Genomic DNA, 17770 nt, shown 5'->3' on the forward strand with positions numbered 1-17770 from the left:
CCTCCTGAGGGTCCGTTATGCAGCGACCTTCGCGACGAACACGCCCGCGCTGGTCTTGAGATTGCCGAGCCGCGTATCCAGCACGTCGAACCCGCGCCCGACGCCGTCGATCTCGGTCGCGACCGTCTCGGTATCCTCGCGGATCGCGGCGATCGTGGTCGACATCGAATCGGCCGCCAGCGCGGTCTCGTCGACCGCCGCGGTGATCGCGGTCACCGTCTGCGCCTGCGCTTCCATCGCATAGCGGATCCGGTCGGCACTTTCCTGCACCTCGGCGACGGTCGCCTTGATCGACGCGTTCGTATCGACCGTCGAGCGCGTCGCGGCCTGGATCGCGGCGATCTTGGCGGCGATATCGTCGGTCGCGCGCGCGGTCTGGTTGGCGAGGCTCTTCACCTCCTGCGCCACCACCGCGAAGCCGCGCCCGGCATCGCCCGCGCGCGCCGCCTCGATCGTCGCGTTCAGCGCCAGCAGGTTGGTCTGCCCGGCAATGTCGCGGATCAGCCCCAGGATCGATTCGATCGACTTGGCATGATCGCTCAGCGTCTCGGACATGCCGACCGCCTGGCCGGCCTGCGCCGATGCACGGTTGGCGATCTCGGCCGCGGCCTCCACCTCGGTGCGCGCATCCTCGATCGCGCGGATCAGCCCGGCGGCGGTCTGCGCCGCCTCGCGCATGGCGACTGCGGATTGCTCGGCGGCGGCCGCGACTTCGCTCGCCTTGCCCAGCACCACGCGAGTCGATGCCGAGCTCCGCAGCGCCTGCTCGCGCAGGATATGGCCTTCGTCGGTCGCGGTCTCGACCATCGCCGCGATCCCGTCGCGGAACTCCGCCGCCAGCGTATCGCGTGCGACCCGTGCCGAATGCGTCCGGTACGCGCTGTAGATCGCGACGGTGATCTCGCCCTCCAGCGCCGACAGCCGCATCAGCGTGTCGACATAGGCCGGCAGCCGGGCGTCCGACCGGTCGACCCTGCGCATCAGCACCTCGAGCGCGGCACGGTCGCTCGCGCTGATCATCGACAGCAGCGCCATCGGCGAGACGTCGGCGACATAGGCCGCCGCGACCGATCGCTCGACCGACTCGACCCAGGCGCGCCCGCTCGTCTCGAGGAACCGGTTGCGCAGGAACGTGCAGCCGACCTCGATCATCCGCTCGGTCTCGTGCGGCGCCCAGATCCGTTCGTCGGAGAAGCAACGCAGCCACTGCTCCCAATAGGCCTTCGAGACATGCGTGATCTCGGGCGCGAGCGCAGCCCATACCTCGCGGCTCGCGCTGGCGAGGCTGCCGTCGAAATCGAAAACCCGCAGCCGTGCCGCCAGGTCGACAGAGGCAGCAATCGTGCCGGGAACCGGCAGGTCGGTGGTGGTCAAGATGCTCGGCTCCGGTTCGGGACTACCCGTCCAGCGCTACAGCCTATGTCTTAAGGGCTGGTTAGGGATCGGCGGTACCCGCTGGCGCCGCCGCAGAATCATTTCCGGCCCGGCTATGCGGTGTCATGGGTTATCGGACCGGCCCCAATGGGTTGCATCGCAGCACGCGCTGGCTAATAGGTCGCCCGATATATATTTTCCGGACCAAGACCGTTTTTGGTTCGTCATCTTCTGGTTCGAGGACTCCGCCCTTGGCATCGCGCAACCCGGCACGCCCGCTCTCTCCCCATCTGCAGGTCTATAAATGGGGCCCGCACATGCTGGTCTCGATCCTGCACCGCGCGACCGGCAGCGGGATGGCGACCGTCGGCAGCCTGCTGCTCGTCTGGTGGCTCGCTGCCATCGCGTCGGGCGATCAGGCTTATGCGACCTTCGTCGACGTGTTCACGCGCGATACCGGCGGCCTCAACATCCTCGGCTATATCGTCGCGGTCGGCCTGACGCTCTCGCTGTTCCAGCACATGATGACGGGCATCCGCCACTTCGTGCTCGATACCGGCGCCGGCTACGAACTGAAGCGGAACAAGATGGGCGCGATCGCGACGATGGTCGCAAGTGTCGCGCTTACGGTCGTGTTCTGGCTCTACATGGGGATCAAGTAATGGGTAGCGGTACGGCAGTCGGTCGCGTCCGCGGCCTCGGCAGCGCCAAGCACGGCACGCTTCACTGGTGGCGACAGCGCCTGACGGCGGGCGCCAACCTGTTCCTGATGCTCTGGCTGATGATCTCGGTCGCGCGCATGCCCGGCTATGACTACGCCGCGGTCCACCTCTGGCTGCAATCGGCGTGGGTCGCGGTGCCGATGGCGCTGCTGATCGCGTCGGTCTTCTATCATTTCCGTCTCGGTCTTCAGGTCGTGATCGAGGATTACCAGCATGGCGAGAGCCGTGTCGTGGCGATGATCCTGCTCAACCTGTTCACCTTCACGCTGGGCGGCATCGCCCTGTTCGCGATCCTGAAGGTCGCCTTCTCCGGAGCCCCTGCGTAATGTCAGCTGCCTACAAGATCATCGATCATACCTATGATGCGGTCGTCGTCGGGGCCGGCGGCTCGGGCCTGCGCGCCACGATGGGCATCGCCGAGAGCGGGCTGAAGACCGCGTGCATCACCAAGGTCTTCCCGACCCGGTCGCACACCGTCGCCGCCCAGGGTGGCATCGCCGCCTCGCTCGGCAACAACTCGCCGGATCACTGGACCTGGCACATGTTCGACACCGTCAAGGGTTCCGACTGGCTCGGCGACCAGGACGCGATCGAGTATCTGTGCCGCGAGGCCCCGCAGGCGGTGTACGAGCTGGAACATGCCGGCATGCCGTTCAGCCGTAACGAAAACGGCACGATCTATCAGCGTCCGTTCGGCGGCCACATGCAGAACATGGGCGAGGGCCCCCCGGTCCAGCGCACCGCCGCTGCCGCCGATCGCACCGGCCACGCGATGCTCCACGCGCTGTACCAGCAGAGCCTGAAGTACAACACGGACTTCTTCGTCGAGTATTTCGCGCTCGACCTGATCATGGAAAACGGCGTCTGCCGCGGCGTGATCGCGCTGTGCATGGAAGACGGCTCGATCCACCGCTTCCGCAGCCACCAGACCGTGCTCGCCACCGGCGGTTACGGCCGCGTCTATTTTTCGGCGACCTCGGCGCACACCTGCACCGGCGACGGCAATGCGATGGTGCTCCGCGCCGGCCTGCCGCTCCAGGACATGGAGTTCGTCCAGTTCCACCCGACCGGGATCTACGGCGCGGGCGTGCTCATCACCGAGGGCGCACGCGGCGAGGGCGGGTACCTGACCAACTCCGAGGGCGAGCGCTTCATGGAGCGTTACGCCCCGTCGGCAAAGGACCTCGCCTCGCGCGACGTCGTCAGCCGCTCGATGGCGCTCGAAATGCGCGAAGGCCGCGGCGTCGGCAAGAATGGCGACCACATCTTCCTGCATCTCGATCACATCGATCCGAAGGTTCTTGCAGAGCGCCTGCCCGGCATCACCGAGACCGGCAAGGTCTTCGCCGGCGTCGATCTCACCCGCCAGCCTTTGCCCGTCACGCCGACCGTCCATTACAACATGGGCGGCATCCCGACCAACTTCCACGGCGAGGTCGTCAACCTCGTCGACGGCAACCCCGACGCGGTCGTCCCCGGCCTGTTCGCAGTCGGTGAGGCCGCGTGCGTCTCGGTCCACGGCGCCAACCGTCTCGGCTCGAACAGCCTGATCGATCTCGTGGTGTTCGGCCGCGCGACCGGCCTGCGCATCAAGGACACGCTGAAGCCCGGCACGAGCCACGCACCGCTGCCCAAGGGTTCGGAAGATCTGGCGCTCACGCGTCTCGATCACTTCCGCAACGCGAGCGGCGGGTCGCCGACCGCGCAGATCCGTCTCGACATGCAGCAGACCATGCAGAAGCATTGCGCCGTGTTCCGCGACACCGAGCTGCTCAACCAGGGCGTCGAGAAGATGGCCGGGATCTACAACCGGATGACCGACGTCGCCGTGAAGGATCGCAGCATGATCTGGAACACCGATCTGGTCGAGACGATGGAGCTCGACAATCTGATCGGCCAGGCGGTCGTCACGATGAACTCGGCGGCCAACCGCACCGAGTCGCGCGGCGCGCACATGCACGAGGATTTCCCCGAGCGTGACGATGCCAACTGGATGAAGCACACCATCACCACCTTCAACGGCTGGGGCGGCAAGGGCGGCGAGACCAAGATCGATTTCCGCCCGGTGCACGACTACACGCTCACCGACGACGTCGACTACATCAAGCCCAAGAAGCGGGTATATTGATGATCTGGGCCATCATCGCGATCGGGTTCCTCGTGCCCGTCGCGGTGGGGCTCCTCACGCGCTTCCCGCCGATGATCGCCGGCTTTATCTGGCCGGCGCTCGTCGCGATCCTGACCGCGATCTACGTCTTTGGAATCGAAACCCCCGGCGCCGGTGAGGAGCCGCAGAAGATCGCGATCACCTTCTACGCACTCTTCTCGCTCGTCGGCGGAGTCCCCGGCGGGCTGGTAGGCTGGATCCTCCAGCACAAGCGCACGAACCGAAAGATCTAACCTCGCTGCCTGTTCTCCCGCGAAGGCGGGAGCCCAGTCTAGATCCCCGCCTTCGCGGGGAAGCAAGCTTGTGGTCGCCAACCGCTTCCGATCCGCATACCCCAACGGTGGCGTTGCACTGCAATTCGGCGTAAATGCCGTTGCACACCCTGCAGCAAGGCGAGGCTGGACATGGCGCATTGGACGATCCGGGCGGACTATGATCCCGAAGCCAGTGTTTGGTATTCGGTAGACGGCGACATCCCCGGGCTCGCCGCAGACGCGACGACGCTGGAGGCACTGGCGGCAAAGGCGGGCGCCATGCTGCCCGACCTTCTCGACATCCACGCCGACGATATCGCCGATCCCGCGCGTCTGGCGGGCCCGCACCGCATCCGTATCATCGCCCACCATGAGCGCGATTTCGAGATTGCGGCCTGACGGGCCGTGGTCCGGGGCTATGCCGCCCAGGTTCGCGCGATCCTGACGGCAAACGGCTGCACGTTCGTGCGACGCGGCAAGGGTGATCACGAGATCTGGCGCAGCCCGCTCGCACTGCGCCCGATCGTCGTCGATGGCACGATCCTGTCCCGCCATACGGCCAACGCGATATTGAAGCAGGCGGGGATCCCAACAAAGCTTTAGGCCCGTCCTCGCGTGACGCCGCGCGGAACTCGCCGCCGCTGCGAAAGTTTGCCGCGCATGACCGACACATCCCCCGCCTCGAACGCGCGCAACTACCCGTTGCTCGCCGTCCCCCATATCCAGCTCCACGGCCCCGTCGACGACGCGATGTACGACAATTTCACGTCGCAGCTCGTCGCCGCCCCCGCCGATGGCCCGCTCGTCGTCTCGATCACCACGCTCGGCGGCGATCCCGAGGTCGCGCGCGCGATGGGGGACAATATCCGCCTGCTCCGCGACTATACCGGCCGCGAGACGCTCTTCCTCGGCAAGGTCGCGGTCTATTCGGCGGGCGCGACGTTCATGTCCGCCTTCCCGGTCGACAGCCGCTTCCTCACGCGCGGCAGCCGGATCATGATCCACGAGCGCCAGATGCAGAGCACGATCCAGCTCAACGGCCCGCTCAACACGCTGTCCTATGCGCTCAAAGCCAAGCTCCACGAGATCGAGGACTCGATCAACATCCAGGAGGAGGGCTTCCGCGCGATCGTCGAGGGCTCGAAGGTATCGCTCGAAGAGCTGAAGAAGAAGGCCCCGTCCAACTGGTACATCGAAGCCGAGGAGGCACGCGACCTGGGGCTCATCCTCGACATCATCTGACCCGGTTTCAGTAGGCGCGCTTCGGCAGTAGCGGGCAGGTGTGACGCATGTTGCACCTGCTAAGCTAAGGGTTTGCGGGGAGGGCCGCTGTCATGTATCGGCTCTGACAACCTATCATCACACCACGGACGGACCGCTCGCAATGGCCGAATTCTCGCTCCCGAAGAACAGCGTCGTCAAGAAGGGCGTCAAGCACGCGCCCGCGAACGGGGGCAAGCGGCTCAAGTCCTTCAAGGTCTATCGCTACGATCCCGACAGCGGCGAGAACCCGCGCTACGACACGTTCGCGCTCGATCTCGACGAGACCGGCCCGATGGTGCTCGACGCGCTGATCAAGATGAAGAGCGAGCAGGACAGCTCGCTCACCTTCCGTCGTTCGTGCCGCGAGGGCATTTGCGGCTCGTGCTCGATGAACATCAACGGCAAGAACGGTCTGGCCTGCACGACCGCGATCGAGGATTGCAAGGGCGAGGTCCAGATCACGCCGCTGCCGCACATGGACGTGATCAAGGACCTCGTCCCCGATTTCACGCATTTCTACGCGCAATATTCGTCGATCAAGCCCTGGCTCCAGACCGTCACCCCGCCGCCCTCGGGCAAGGAGCGGCTCCAGTCGCCCGCGGACCGCTCGAAGCTCGACGGCCTGTACGAGTGCATCCTGTGCGCGTGCTGCTCGACCTCGTGCCCGAGCTATTGGTGGAATTCGGACAAGTTCCTGGGCCCGGCGATCCTGTTGCAGGCCTATCGCTGGCTCGCCGACAGCCGCGACGAGATGACCGGCGAGCGTCTCGACGAGCTCGAGGATCCGTTCCGCCTGTATCGCTGCCACACGATCATGAACTGCGCGAACGCGTGCCCCAAGGGCCTCAACCCCGCCAAGGCGATCGCCGAGATCAAGAAGATGGAAGCCGAACGGGTCGTCTGATTATTGGGGAGGGGCAATCCGGAATGGCGCGATTAACCCGTGCCCCTCCAACCCGATCTCACCTCGCTCCCCCCTTCCGTTCGTGCTGAGCGAAGTCGAAGCACCGGTCGGAGGCGGGGGGATGCCTTCCCCCAGTCCCGTTCGTGCCGAGCGCAGTCGAAGCACCAACATGGGGCGGGGGCACATCCGCCAAAGTCCTTCGACTTCGCTCAGGACGAACGGGGTGGGGGACGGAACCGGGGGCCAAAACAGAGCGGTGGTCTTGGAAGCTTCAAAGGACGTGCCGTTGACCACCCCCCATTTCGTAGAAGCCGAAGACCCCGCCAGCCCCGGCTGGCGCAGCTGGTCGCTCTCCGACCCGACCCGCTTCAACACTCTCCTCGGCCCCATGCTCTACCGCGTCGACGGCCATATCGTCCGCGTCCGCATCACCCCCGAGCATCGCCACTCCAACCTCCAGAACAACGTCCACGGCGGCGCGCTCCTCGCGTTCATCGACGTCGCGCTGTTCGCGGCCGCGCGCGGCTTCGGCCTGATCACCGCCGGCACCGCGGTGACGCTCGATCTCAACACGCAGTTCATCGGTGGCGGCAAGATCGGTGCACCGATCGAGGCGCAGGTCGAAGTGCTCAAGGAAACCGGCCGCCTCTTGTTCCTGCGCGGCCTCGTGGTGCAAGGCGACGACGAAGCGAAGATCGCCGCCTTCTCGGCCACGATCCGCAAGCCGTCGCCTAAGCCGCCGAAGGGCTGACCCGACCGCTATCACCACCCCGGCGAAGGCCGGGGCCCAGTTGGGACACGATCATTGTTCAACCGCACCGCCCCGTTACCGAAGCCTCTCCACTTGGGCCCCGGCCTCCGCCGGGGTGGTGAAGGGCAATGACCGTCGTCCAAGCCTATGACGCGCTGATCGCCTCCGGCGAACTCCGCCCCGACCCCGAACAGGCCGCCGCCGCCGCGCGCCTCGACACGCTCGCGACCGAACTCGCCACCCCCAAGCCCACCGGCTTCTTCGCCCGCCTCACCGGTAAGAAGGCCGACCCCCGCGGCGTCTATCTCTGGGGCGGAGTCGGCCGCGGCAAGTCGATGCTGATGGACCTGTTCTACGAGAACGCCGCGGTCGAGAAGAAACGCCGCGTCCATTTCGGCGAGTTCATGCTCGAGGTCCACGCGCGCATCGCCGCCGAGCGTCGCAAGGAGGTCGGCGACCCGATCGTCCCCGTCGCCACCGCGATCGCCGACGAGACGCGCCTGCTCGCGTTCGACGAGATGATGGTCACCAACAGCCCCGACGCGATGATCCTGTCGCGGCTGGTCACCTCGCTGCTCGACTCGGGCGTGACGATCGTCACCACCTCCAACCGCCCGCCCGCCGATCTCTACAAGAACGGCCTCAACCGTGAGCATTTCCTCCCCTTCATCGCGACGATCGAGCGGCGCCTCGACGTGCTGCCCCTCAACGGCCCCGTCGATTACCGCCGCGACCGGCTCGGCAGCCAGGACACCTGGCTCGTCCCCAACGGCGCCGAGGCGACCGCGCAGCTCTCCGCCGCCTTCTTCCGCCTCACCGACTTCTCGACCGACGACAGCGAGCATGTCCCCTCCGAGGACCTGATCGTCCAGGGCCGCACGCTGCGCGTCCCCAAGTCGCTCAAGGGCGTCGCGGTGTTCAGCTTCAAGAAGCTGTGCGGCGAAGCGCGCGGCGTGGCCGACTACCTCGCCATCGCGCGCAAATTCCACACGATCATCCTCGTCGGCATCCCCAAGCTCGGCCCCGACAGCCGCAACGAGGCCGCGCGCTTCGTCGCGTTGATCGACGCGCTCTACGAACACAAGGTCAAGCTCCTCGCCGCCGCCGATGCGCAGCCCGGCGACCTGTACGAGAGTGGCGACGGCCGCTTCGAATTCGACCGCACGATCAGCCGCCTCGAGGAGATGCGCTCCGAAGACTATCTCGCCGAAGGCCACCTCTAAGCTTATTGCTCCTGCGAACGAGTTGCAATAAAACCCTCACTTTTCCGCTTTAGAGGTTGCTGTAAGGGCATAATGCGCGTAACCGGCGTCACCAATCACCCCGCACATCAGACGGAGACGGATTGGAATGGCTCGCAAGAAGATCGCGCTGATCGGCGCCGGTAACATCGGCGGCACGCTCGCGCACCTCGCAGCACTCAAGGGCCTTGGCGATATCGTCCTGTTCGACGTCGCCGAGGGCATCCCCCAGGGCAAGGCACTCGATTTGTCGCAGTGCGGCCCGGTCGAGGGCTTCGACTCGCAGATCACCGGCTCGAACGACTATGCCGACATCGCCGGCGCCGACGTGATCATCGTCACCGCCGGTGTCGCACGCAAGCCCGGCATGAGCCGTGACGACCTGCTCGGCATCAACCTGAAGGTCATGAAGGCCGTCGGCGAGGGCATCAAGGCCAACGCACCCGGCGCCTTCGTCATCTGCATCACCAACCCGCTCGACGCGATGGTGTGGGCACTGCGCGAATTCTCGGGCCTGCCGCATCACATGGTCGTCGGCATGGCCGGCGTGCTCGACTCGTCGCGCTTCAGCCACTTCCTCGCCGACGAGTTCAAGGTTTCGGTCAAGGACGTCACCAGCTTCGTGCTCGGCGGCCACGGCGACACGATGGTCCCGGTCATCTCCTACTCGACCGTGTCTGGCATCCCGGTTCCCGATCTCATCGCGATGGGCATGTCGACGCAAGAGAAGATCGACGCGATCGTCAAGCGCACGCGCGGCGGCGGCGGCGAGATCGTCGCACTGCTCAAGACCGGCTCGGCCTATTACGCGCCCGCCACCAGCGGCATCGCGATGGCCGAAGCGTATCTCTACGACCAGAAGCGCGTCCTGCCGGCGGCGGCGTATGTCTCGGGCGAATACGGCCTCAACGATCTCTACGTCGGCGTGCCGGTGGTGATCGGTGCCGGCGGCGTTGAGAAGATCGTCGAGATCAAGCTCGACGACGAAGCCAAGGGCAACCTCCAGGTCTCGGTCGACGCGGTCAAGGAACTGATCGTCGCCTGCAAGGGCATCGACGGTAGCCTGAACTGAGGTGACCTCCCGCCCAGCCTCCTTGTTCACCCGCGAAGGCGGGTGCCCAGACTGGGTCCCCGCCTTCGCGGGGAAACAGGGAAGCGGACGGTGACCAAAGCCGGCTACGTCTACATCATGGCGAGCCGGCGAAACGGAACGATTTATCTCGGCGTAACCAGCGACCTAGCCGCACGATCCTATCAGCATCGTAACGGCCTGATCATCGGCTTCACAAAAACGCACCACTGCAAACTTCTAGTTTGGTATGAGGTGCATGGCGATCTGGACAACGCGCGGCTGCGCGAACTTCAGATGAAGAAGTGGAACCGGCAGTGGAAACTGTCCGAGATCGAACGAATGAACCCCGACTGGAACGACCTGTTCGAGTCATTATTTTAGCAGGCTTGTTCACCCGCTAACGCGGGCGCCCAAGCTGAATTCCGGCCTTCGCCGGGGTGGTAAGGAACGAGACAAGATGAGCATCCTCGTCGACAAGAACACCAAGGTCATCACGCAGGGCATGACCGGCGAAACCGGCAGCTTCCACACCAAGATGGCGCTGGAATACGGCACGCAGATGGTCGGTGGCGTCACCCCCGGCAAGGGCGGTACGACTCACCTCGACCTCCCCGTCTACAACACCGTCGCCGAAGCCAAGGCGATGACCGGCGCGACCGCGTCGGTGATCTACGTGCCGCCCCCCTTCGCCGCCGATTCGATCCTCGAGGCGATCGACGCGAACATCGAGCTGATCGTCGCGATCACCGAGGGCATTCCGGTGCTCGACATGGTCAAGGTCAAGCGCGCGCTGTCGGGCTCCAAGTCGCGCCTCATCGGCCCGAACTGCCCCGGCGTGCTGACCCCCGGCGAGTGCAAGATCGGCATCATGCCCGGCTCGATCTTCAAGAAGGGTTCGGTCGGCGTTGTCAGCCGTTCAGGCACGCTCACCTATGAGGCGGTCTTCCAGACGTCGAACGCAGGCCTTGGTCAGACGACCGCGGTCGGCATCGGTGGCGATCCGGTCAACGGCACGAACTTCATCGACGTGCTCGAGCTGTTCCTGGCGGACGACGAGACTCAGTCGATCATCATGATCGGCGAAATCGGCGGCGACGCCGAGGAGCAGGCCGCACAGTTCCTGATCGACGAGGCCAAGCGTGGCCGCAAGAAGCCGATGGCCGGCTTCATCGCGGGCCGCACGGCGCCTCCGGGTCGTCGCATGGGCCATGCCGGTGCGATCGTCTCGGGCGGCAAGGGCGATGCCGAGAGCAAGATCGCGGCGATGGAAGCCGCCGGGATCCGCGTTTCGGAAAGCCCCAGCCTGCTCGGCGAGACGCTGCTGAGCGTGTTGAAGGGCTGATTGTACTACCCCTCTCCCCCCGGGGAGAGGGAAGGAGCTGCCACTTGGCAGCGGAAGGGTGAGGGCACGTGACCGCCCGTGCCCTCACCCTCCCACCCGCAAGTGCGGGCGGGCCCCTCCCTCTCCCCCGCGGGGAGAGGGCACTGAGGACGAGAACGATGGGCTACGAAGGCCAGGATTTCAGCGATATCGCAGCCGGCGTCAGCCCGGCGTTCGTAGAGACGCTCTACGCCAAGTTTACCGCCGATCCGGCCTCGGTCGAATCCGGCTGGCGGACGTTCTTCGAGGATCTCGAAGGCTCCGCACAGGGCCCGAGCTGGGAAAGCGCGCGCTGGCCGCTGACCACCACGGACGACCTCACCGCCGCACTCGATCCCACCCAGATGGAGCCCGCGCCCAAGCCTGCAAAGGGTGGCAAGCCCGCCCCCGCGGCTGCTGCGCCCGCGCCCGTCTCGAAGGACGAGATCGCCAAGGCCGCCGCCGACGCGATCCGCGCGCAGATGCTGATCCGCACCTATCGCGTCCGCGGCCATCTCGCCGCCAATCTCGATCCGCTCGGTCTCTCGAAGCGCGAGATGCCCGAGGATCTCAAGACCGAATATCACGGCTTCTCCGACGCCGATATCGACCGGAAGGTCTATCTCGGCGGCACGATGGGCTTCGAATGGGCGACCATCCGCGAGCTCGTCGACACGCTGCGCAAGAATTATTGCGGCAATGTCGGCCTCGAATACATGCACATCGCCGATGTCGAGGAACGCCGCTTCCTCCAGGAGCGCATGGAAGGCCAGGACAAGGCGATCGAATTCTCCGTCGACGGCAAGAAGGCGATCCTCAACAAGGTCATCGAAGCCGAGCAGTGGGAGAAATTCCTCGGCAAGAAATATGTCGGCACGAAGCGCTTCGGGCTCGACGGCGGCGAATCGATGATCCCGGCGCTCGAATCGGTCATCAAATACGGCGGCCAGATGGGCGTGCGCGAGATCGTCATCGGCATGGCGCATCGCGGTCGTCTGAACGTGCTCGCCAACGTGATGGCCAAGCCGCTCCGCGTCATCTTCCACGAATTTGCCGGCGGTTCGGCCAACCCCGATGATATCGGCGGGTCGGGCGACGTGAAGTACCACCTCGGCACCAGCACCGACCGCGAGTTCGACGGCCACAAGGTTCATATGAGCCTGGTCGCCAACCCGTCCCACCTCGAGGCCGCCGACCCCGTCGTGCTCGGCAAGACGCGCGCGATCCAGACGCTCAACAACGATCTGAAGGACCATGTCGCTTCGCTGCCCGTGCTGATCCACGGCGACGCGGCGTTCGCGGGGCAGGGGATCGTCTGGGAGTGCCTCGGCTTCTCCGGCATCCGCGGCTACAACACCGGCGGCTGCGTCCACTTCATCATCAACAACCAGGTCGGCTTCACGACCAGCCCGCAGTTCGCGCGCTCGTCGCCTTACCCGTCGGACGTCGCCAAGGGCGTCCAGGCGCCGGTCTTCCACGTCAATGGCGACGATCCCGAGGCAGTGACCTTCGCCACCAAGATGGCGATGGAATTCCGCCAGAAGTTCCACCGCGACATCGTCATCGACATGTGGTGCTATCGCCGCTTCGGCCATAACGAGGGCGACGAGCCGTCCTTCACGCAGCCGCTGATGTACGACATCATCCGCAAGCACCCCGGCGTCAGCTCGGTCTATGGCAACCGCCTGATCAAGGAAGGCGTCATCGACCAGCCCTGGATCGACGAGAATGTAAAGCAGCTCACATTGCGGCTCGAGGGCGAGTTCGAAGCGGGTTCGTCGTACAAGCCGAACAAGGCCGACTGGTTCGGCGGTCGCTGGACTGGCCTCAGCGCGCCGACCGACGGCGCCTCCGCGCGTCGCAACGTCGAGACGGGTCTCAGCCAGAAGCTGTTCGACTCGCTCGGCCGCACGCTGACGACCGTCCCCGAGAGCGTGAAGATCCACAAGACGCTGGCGCGCGTCCTCGATGCCAAGCGCGAGATGTTCAAGTCGGGCAAGGGCTTCGACTGGGCGACCGGCGAGGCGCTCGCGTTCGGCGGCCTGCTCTCCGAGGGATACGGCGTCCGCCTGTCCGGCCAGGATTCGGGCCGCGGCACCTTCTCGCAGCGTCATGCCGTCTGGGTCGACCAGACCGACGAGCACAAGTACGTGCCGCTGCAGGAAATCGAGCACGGCAATTTCGAGGTGCTCGATAGCCCGCTGTCCGAGTACGGCGTGCTCGGTTTCGAGTACGGCTACGCGCTCGCAGACCCGAAGACTTTGGTCCTCTGGGAGGCGCAGTTCGGCGATTTCGTCAACGGCGCGCAGATCATGATCGATCAGTTCATCACGAGCGGAGAGTCGAAGTGGCTCCGCGCCAACGGCCTCGTGATGCTGCTCCCGCACGGCTATGAAGGGCAGGGGCCAGAGCATAGCTCGGCACGTCCCGAGCGTTTCCTCCAGTCCTGTGCGGACGACAATATCCAGGTCGCGAACTGCACCAGCCCGGCGAACTATTTCCACCTGCTCCGCCGGCAGATGCACCGCAACTTCCGCAAGCCCCTGATCGTGATGACCCCCAAGTCGTTGCTCCGTCACAAGCTCGCGGTGTCGAACGCCGAGGACTTCCAGGGCGACAGCCACTTCCGTCGTCTCCTGTCCGACACCAACGGTGCAGCCGATGTCGACACGAAGCGTCTCGTCCTGTGCACCGGCAAGGTCGCCTACGACCTGATCGAGGCACGCGATGCGGCGGGCGACACCGACACGCAGATCGTCCGCGTCGAGCAGCTCTATCCCTTCCCCGGCAACCCGATCGCCGAGCGCGTCGCCCGGATGCCGAACCTGGAAGAGATCGTCTGGGCGCAGGAAGAGCCGAAGAACAACGGTTACTGGTTCTTCGTCGAGCCGCTGATCGAGGAGGCGCTGGCAACGGTGAATTCGCCGGTGAAGCGCGCGCGCTACGCCGGCCGCAACGCCTCGGCGTCGCCGGCCACGGGCCTGATGAAGCGTCACCAGGCCGAGCAGGGCGCGCTCGTCGCCGACGCGCTCGGCCATAGCGTCCGCGACGAAATCCGCCGCACCCGCGCATCGTAACACCGCCACCCTCACTGTTCCCCGGCGAAGGCCGGGGCCCAGTTGGGGGAGGCCAGTCGCTAAGAAATGACCTTTCCCACCTGGGCCCCGGCCTTCGCCGGGGAACGATAGGAAGATAGAAAATGGCAACCGAAGTCACCGTCCCCGTCCTGGGTGAATCGATCACCGAAGCCACCCTCGGCGAGTGGCTGAAGCAGCCCGGCGATCCCGTCGCCGTCGACGAGCCCATCGCTAGCCTCGAGACCGACAAGGTCTCGGTCGAGGTGCCGTCGCCGGTCGCCGGCGTCATGGGCCAGCACGCGGTCGCAGTCGGCGACACGGTCCAGGTCGGCGCGATGCTCGCCACGATCGACGCGGGCGACGGCGCCGCTGCTCCCGCCAAGGCGCCAGAGCCCGCCGCGACCGCAACGCCCGCCAAGGACGAGTCCGGCGCAGGGTACGGCGACCAGCCCGGTGCCGGCACCAGCGACTCGCCCGCCGCGCTTTCCCCGTCGGTCCGCCGCGCGGTGCTCGAGCACGGCGTCGACCCCGGCACCGTCAAGGGCACCGGCCGCGACGGTCGCATCACCAAGGAAGATGTGACCGCCGCCGCCTCGAGCAAGCCCGCTCCAGCCGCAGCGCCTGCGCCGGCACCGGCCGCAGCACCCGCAGCCTCGGGCCGCGGCGAAGAGCGCGTCCGCATGACTCGCCTGCGCCAGACGATCGCCAAGCGCCTCAAGGAAGCGCAGAACACCGCCGCGATGCTGACGACGTTCAACGACGTCGACATGACCGCGGTGATCGAGGCCCGCGCCAAGTACAAGGACCTGTTCGAGAAGAAGCACGGCGTCCGCCTCGGCTTCATGGGCTTCTTCGTGAAGGCCGCCACCATGGCGCTGCGCGACATCCCGTCGGTCAACGCGTCGATCGACGGCGACGACATCGTCTATCACGACTATGCGGACATCTCGGTCGCGGTCTCGTCGCCGGGCGGCCTCGTCGTCCCCGTGATCCGCGATGCCGACCAGATGTCGGTCGCGACGATCGAGAAGACGATCGGCGACTTCGGCAAGCGTGCCAAGGACGGCGCGCTCAAGATGGACGAGATGAAGGGCGGCACGTTCACCATCTCGAACGGCGGCGTGTTCGGCTCGCTGATGTCGACCCCGATCATCAACCCGCCGCAGTCGGCAGTGCTCGGCCTCCACCGCATCGAGGAGCGCCCGGTCGCGATCAACGGCCAGGTCGTCATCCGCCCGATGATGTATCTCGCGCTCAGTTATGACCACCGCCTGATCGACGGCCGCGAAGCCGTGACGTTCCTGGTGGCGCTCAAGAACGCGATCGAAGACCCGACGCGCATCCTGATCGACCTGTAAATATCTAACCACCCCGGCGCAGGCCGGGGCCCAGTGGGGAAGGCCACGGTGACGAAGCGCCTCGCCCTCCCCATATATCTCCCAACTGGGCCCCGGCCTGCGCCGGGGAAGTAAGAGAGAAGCGACAATGGCTGACTATGACTATGACGTCCTCGTAATCGGTGCGGGCCCCGGCGGTTACGTCGCCGCGATCCGCGCCGCGCAGCTTGGCCTGCGCACCGCCTGCGCCGAATCGCGCGAGACGCTCGGCGGCACCTGCCTCAACGTCGGCTGCATCCCGTCCAAGGCGCTGCTCCACGCGTCCGAGCTGTACGAGGAGGCCAAGGGCGGTCACATGACCAAGTTCGGCGTCGAGTTCACCGGCGTCACGCTCAACCTCGACCAGATGCACGCCGAGAAGGCCAAGGCCGTCAAGGAACTGACCGGCGGCGTCGAATTCCTGTTCAAGAAGAACAAGGTCACCTGGCTCAAGGGCAAGGCCGCGTTCCAGGACGCGCACACGGTCGACGTCGCGGGCCAGAAGGTCACCGCCAAGAACATCGTCATCGCCACCGGCTCGAGCGTCATGCCGCTCCCCGGCGTCGAGGTCGACCAGACCACCGTCGTCGACTCGACCGGCGCACTCGCGCTCCCCAAGGTCCCCGAGCACATGGTCGTCATCGGCGGCGGCGTGATCGGCCTCGAGCTGGGCAGCGTCTGGCGTCGTCTCGGCGCCAAGGTCACCGTCGTCGAATTCGTCGACCAGATCCTCCCCGGCTTCGATGGCGAAGTCCGCCGTGAGAGCGCCAAGCTCTTCAAGAAGCAGGGCATGGAACTGAAGCTCTCGACCAAGGTCACCGGCGTAACCGTCGACAATGGCGTCGCGACCGTCACCGTCGAGCCCGCCGCCGGTGGCGCGTCCGAGACGATGACCGCCGACGCGGTGCTCGTCTCGATCGGCCGCAAGGCCAATGTCGACGGCCTGAACCTCGAGTCGATCGGCCTCGAGCTCAACAAGCGCGGCCAGATCGAGACCGACCACTCGTTCCGCACCAAGGTCGACGGCGTCTGGGCGATCGGCGACTGCGTCCCCGGCCTGATGCTCGCGCACAAGGCGGAGGACGAGGGCGTCGCGGTGGCGGAGAACATCGCCGGCCAGACCGGCATCGTCAACGAGGACGTCATCCCGTCGGTCGTCTACACGATGCCCGAGATCGCCGGCGTCGGCCTCACCGAGGAAGCCGCGAAGGACATGACGGAGATCAAGGTCGGCAAGTTCCCCTTCGCCGCGAACAGCCGCGCCAAGACCAACCGCGACACCGACGGCTTCGTCAAGGTCATCGCGGATGCCAAGACCGACCGCGTGCTGGGCGTCTGGATCGTCTCGAGCCTCGCCGGCACGCTGATCGCCGAAGCCGCCATCGCGATGGAATTCGGCGCGACGTCCGAGGACATCGCCTACACCTGCCACGCGCATCCCACGCATGCCGAGGCGATGAAGGAAGCCGCGATGGCGGTACAGGGCAAGCCCATCCACATCTGAGTACGACCGCGCAAAGGCCGTAGCGCCAGCTACGGCCGAGCACCCGCGGTCGGACCGGCCGGCAGCGCTCCAGCGCCGTCCGACGACGGGGGCTTCGCCCCTGTCCGGCCAAGCCAGGGTCGAGCCGAGTATCGGAGGGCGTCGGTGGTAACCCCACCGGCGCCCTCTCTGCGTTTGCTCAGCGCGGGTGCAGGCGCGGGCGCGAGCGCGGGTGTGGCGTGGACGTGGGCGGAGATAGCGACACGAGAACGCAACCGCGCTTCGCCCCACCCGCAATCACCCTCCCAAACCCCGCAAGGACCCTCAACCCCATCCGTCATCCCGGCGCACGCCGGGACCCATGGACCCGGCGCACCCGGCGATGCCGTGCTGCCATCACCCGGCCCGCTACCATGGGTCCCGGCGTCCGCCGGGATGACGGGGAAGGGGCGGGGAACGAAGGCCGAGGTGGTGGAGAGCGAAGGCGGGTCTAGCGGCGCACAATCCAACCACGCTCCGCCTTAACCGCAATCACCCTCCCAAACCCGCAAGGGGCCCTCAACCCCCACCCGTCATCCCGGCGCACGCCGGGACCCATGGACACGGCGAACCCGGCGATACCGTGCTGCCATCACCCGGTCCGCAACCATGGGTCCCGGCGTCCGCCGGGATGACGGGGAGGGGTGGGGAGCGAGGGCCGAGGTGGTGGAGAGCGAAGGCCGAGGT

17 protein-coding genes are annotated in these 17770 nt (G+C 66.1%); 16 read left to right on the top strand and 1 reads right to left on the bottom strand.

Going from position 1 to position 17770, the window contains the following annotated elements; genetic code table 11:
• Positions 1 to 15: 15 nt before the first annotated feature.
• A complete protein-coding gene (locus ASE79_RS11880; RefSeq protein WP_056417282.1) occupies positions 16 to 1359 on the bottom strand; it encodes a methyl-accepting chemotaxis protein in 1344 nt (447 codons plus the stop codon).
• Positions 1360 to 1625: 266 nt separating this feature from the next.
• Here ASE79_RS11880 and sdhC point away from each other — a divergent pair, with 266 nt between their 5' ends.
• The 16 genes from sdhC (at position 1626) to lpdA (ending at position 17065) form a co-directional block, all read left to right on the top strand.
• Complete coding sequence (sdhC, locus tag ASE79_RS21705; RefSeq protein WP_056416552.1) at positions 1626 to 2036, top strand: succinate dehydrogenase, cytochrome b556 subunit; 411 nt, start codon at positions 1626 to 1628, stop codon at positions 2034 to 2036.
• Entirely contained in the window at positions 2036 to 2422 is a 387-nt protein-coding gene (sdhD, locus tag ASE79_RS11890; RefSeq protein ID WP_056416556.1) for a succinate dehydrogenase, hydrophobic membrane anchor protein, read from the top strand. The genes sdhC and sdhD overlap by 1 nt, the downstream gene beginning before the upstream one ends.
• Positions 2422 to 4224 carry a succinate dehydrogenase flavoprotein subunit gene (gene sdhA, locus ASE79_RS11895; RefSeq protein WP_056416557.1) on the top strand — a complete coding sequence of 601 codons (1803 nt, stop codon included), beginning with the start codon at positions 2422 to 2424 and terminating at the stop codon, positions 4222 to 4224. The genes sdhD and sdhA overlap by 1 nt, the downstream gene beginning before the upstream one ends.
• Positions 4224 to 4496: a hypothetical protein gene (locus ASE79_RS11900; RefSeq protein ID WP_056416560.1), complete on the top strand. Its 273-nt coding sequence runs from the start codon at positions 4224 to 4226 to the stop codon at positions 4494 to 4496. The genes sdhA and ASE79_RS11900 overlap by 1 nt, the downstream gene beginning before the upstream one ends.
• 171 nt (positions 4497 to 4667) lie before the next feature.
• A complete protein-coding gene (locus ASE79_RS11905; protein WP_056416563.1) occupies positions 4668 to 4916 on the top strand; it encodes a DUF1902 domain-containing protein in 249 nt (82 codons plus the stop codon).
• 6 nt (positions 4917 to 4922) lie between these two features.
• The gene (locus ASE79_RS11910; protein ID WP_056416566.1) at positions 4923 to 5120 is read left to right on the top strand and encodes a type II toxin-antitoxin system HicA family toxin; all 198 of its coding nucleotides are present in this window, start codon (positions 4923 to 4925) and stop codon (positions 5118 to 5120) included.
• A 57-nt stretch (positions 5121 to 5177) separates the two neighbouring features.
• Positions 5178 to 5759: a ClpP family protease gene (locus ASE79_RS11915; protein ID WP_056416569.1), complete on the top strand. Its 582-nt coding sequence runs from the start codon at positions 5178 to 5180 to the stop codon at positions 5757 to 5759.
• A gap of 142 nt (positions 5760 to 5901) precedes the next feature.
• Entirely contained in the window at positions 5902 to 6684 is a 783-nt protein-coding gene (locus ASE79_RS11920) for a succinate dehydrogenase iron-sulfur subunit (protein ID WP_056416572.1), read from the top strand.
• A gap of 280 nt (positions 6685 to 6964) precedes the next feature.
• Positions 6965 to 7435: a PaaI family thioesterase gene (locus tag ASE79_RS11925; RefSeq protein ID WP_416354513.1), complete on the top strand. Its 471-nt coding sequence runs from the start codon at positions 6965 to 6967 to the stop codon at positions 7433 to 7435.
• A 128-nt stretch (positions 7436 to 7563) separates the two neighbouring features.
• Entirely contained in the window at positions 7564 to 8658 is a 1095-nt protein-coding gene (zapE, locus tag ASE79_RS11930; RefSeq protein ID WP_056416575.1) for a cell division protein ZapE, read from the top strand.
• Between the two features lie 127 nt (positions 8659 to 8785).
• On the top strand, positions 8786 to 9748 hold the full coding sequence (mdh, locus tag ASE79_RS11935; RefSeq protein ID WP_056416577.1) for a malate dehydrogenase: 963 nt from the start codon (positions 8786 to 8788) through the stop codon (positions 9746 to 9748).
• A gap of 90 nt (positions 9749 to 9838) precedes the next feature.
• Complete coding sequence (locus ASE79_RS11940) at positions 9839 to 10129, top strand: GIY-YIG nuclease family protein (RefSeq protein ID WP_056416580.1); 291 nt, start codon at positions 9839 to 9841, stop codon at positions 10127 to 10129.
• A 76-nt stretch (positions 10130 to 10205) separates the two neighbouring features.
• Positions 10206 to 11090 (top strand): succinate--CoA ligase subunit alpha, encoded by an 885-nt coding sequence (sucD, locus tag ASE79_RS11945; protein WP_055873333.1) that lies wholly within the window; start codon positions 10206 to 10208, stop codon positions 11088 to 11090.
• A 158-nt stretch (positions 11091 to 11248) separates the two neighbouring features.
• On the top strand, positions 11249 to 14185 hold the full coding sequence (locus ASE79_RS11950; RefSeq protein WP_056416582.1) for a 2-oxoglutarate dehydrogenase E1 component: 2937 nt from the start codon (positions 11249 to 11251) through the stop codon (positions 14183 to 14185).
• A gap of 122 nt (positions 14186 to 14307) precedes the next feature.
• Entirely contained in the window at positions 14308 to 15543 is a 1236-nt protein-coding gene (gene odhB / locus ASE79_RS11955) for a 2-oxoglutarate dehydrogenase complex dihydrolipoyllysine-residue succinyltransferase (RefSeq protein WP_056416586.1), read from the top strand.
• Between the two features lie 127 nt (positions 15544 to 15670).
• Positions 15671 to 17065: a dihydrolipoyl dehydrogenase gene (lpdA, locus tag ASE79_RS11960; RefSeq protein WP_056416590.1), complete on the top strand. Its 1395-nt coding sequence runs from the start codon at positions 15671 to 15673 to the stop codon at positions 17063 to 17065.
• The last annotated feature ends 705 nt before the right edge of the window (positions 17066 to 17770 follow it).

This window comes from Sphingomonas sp. Leaf28 (assembly GCF_001421685.1).
Classification (GTDB): Bacteria; Pseudomonadota; Alphaproteobacteria; order Sphingomonadales; family Sphingomonadaceae; genus Sphingomonas; species Sphingomonas aurantiaca.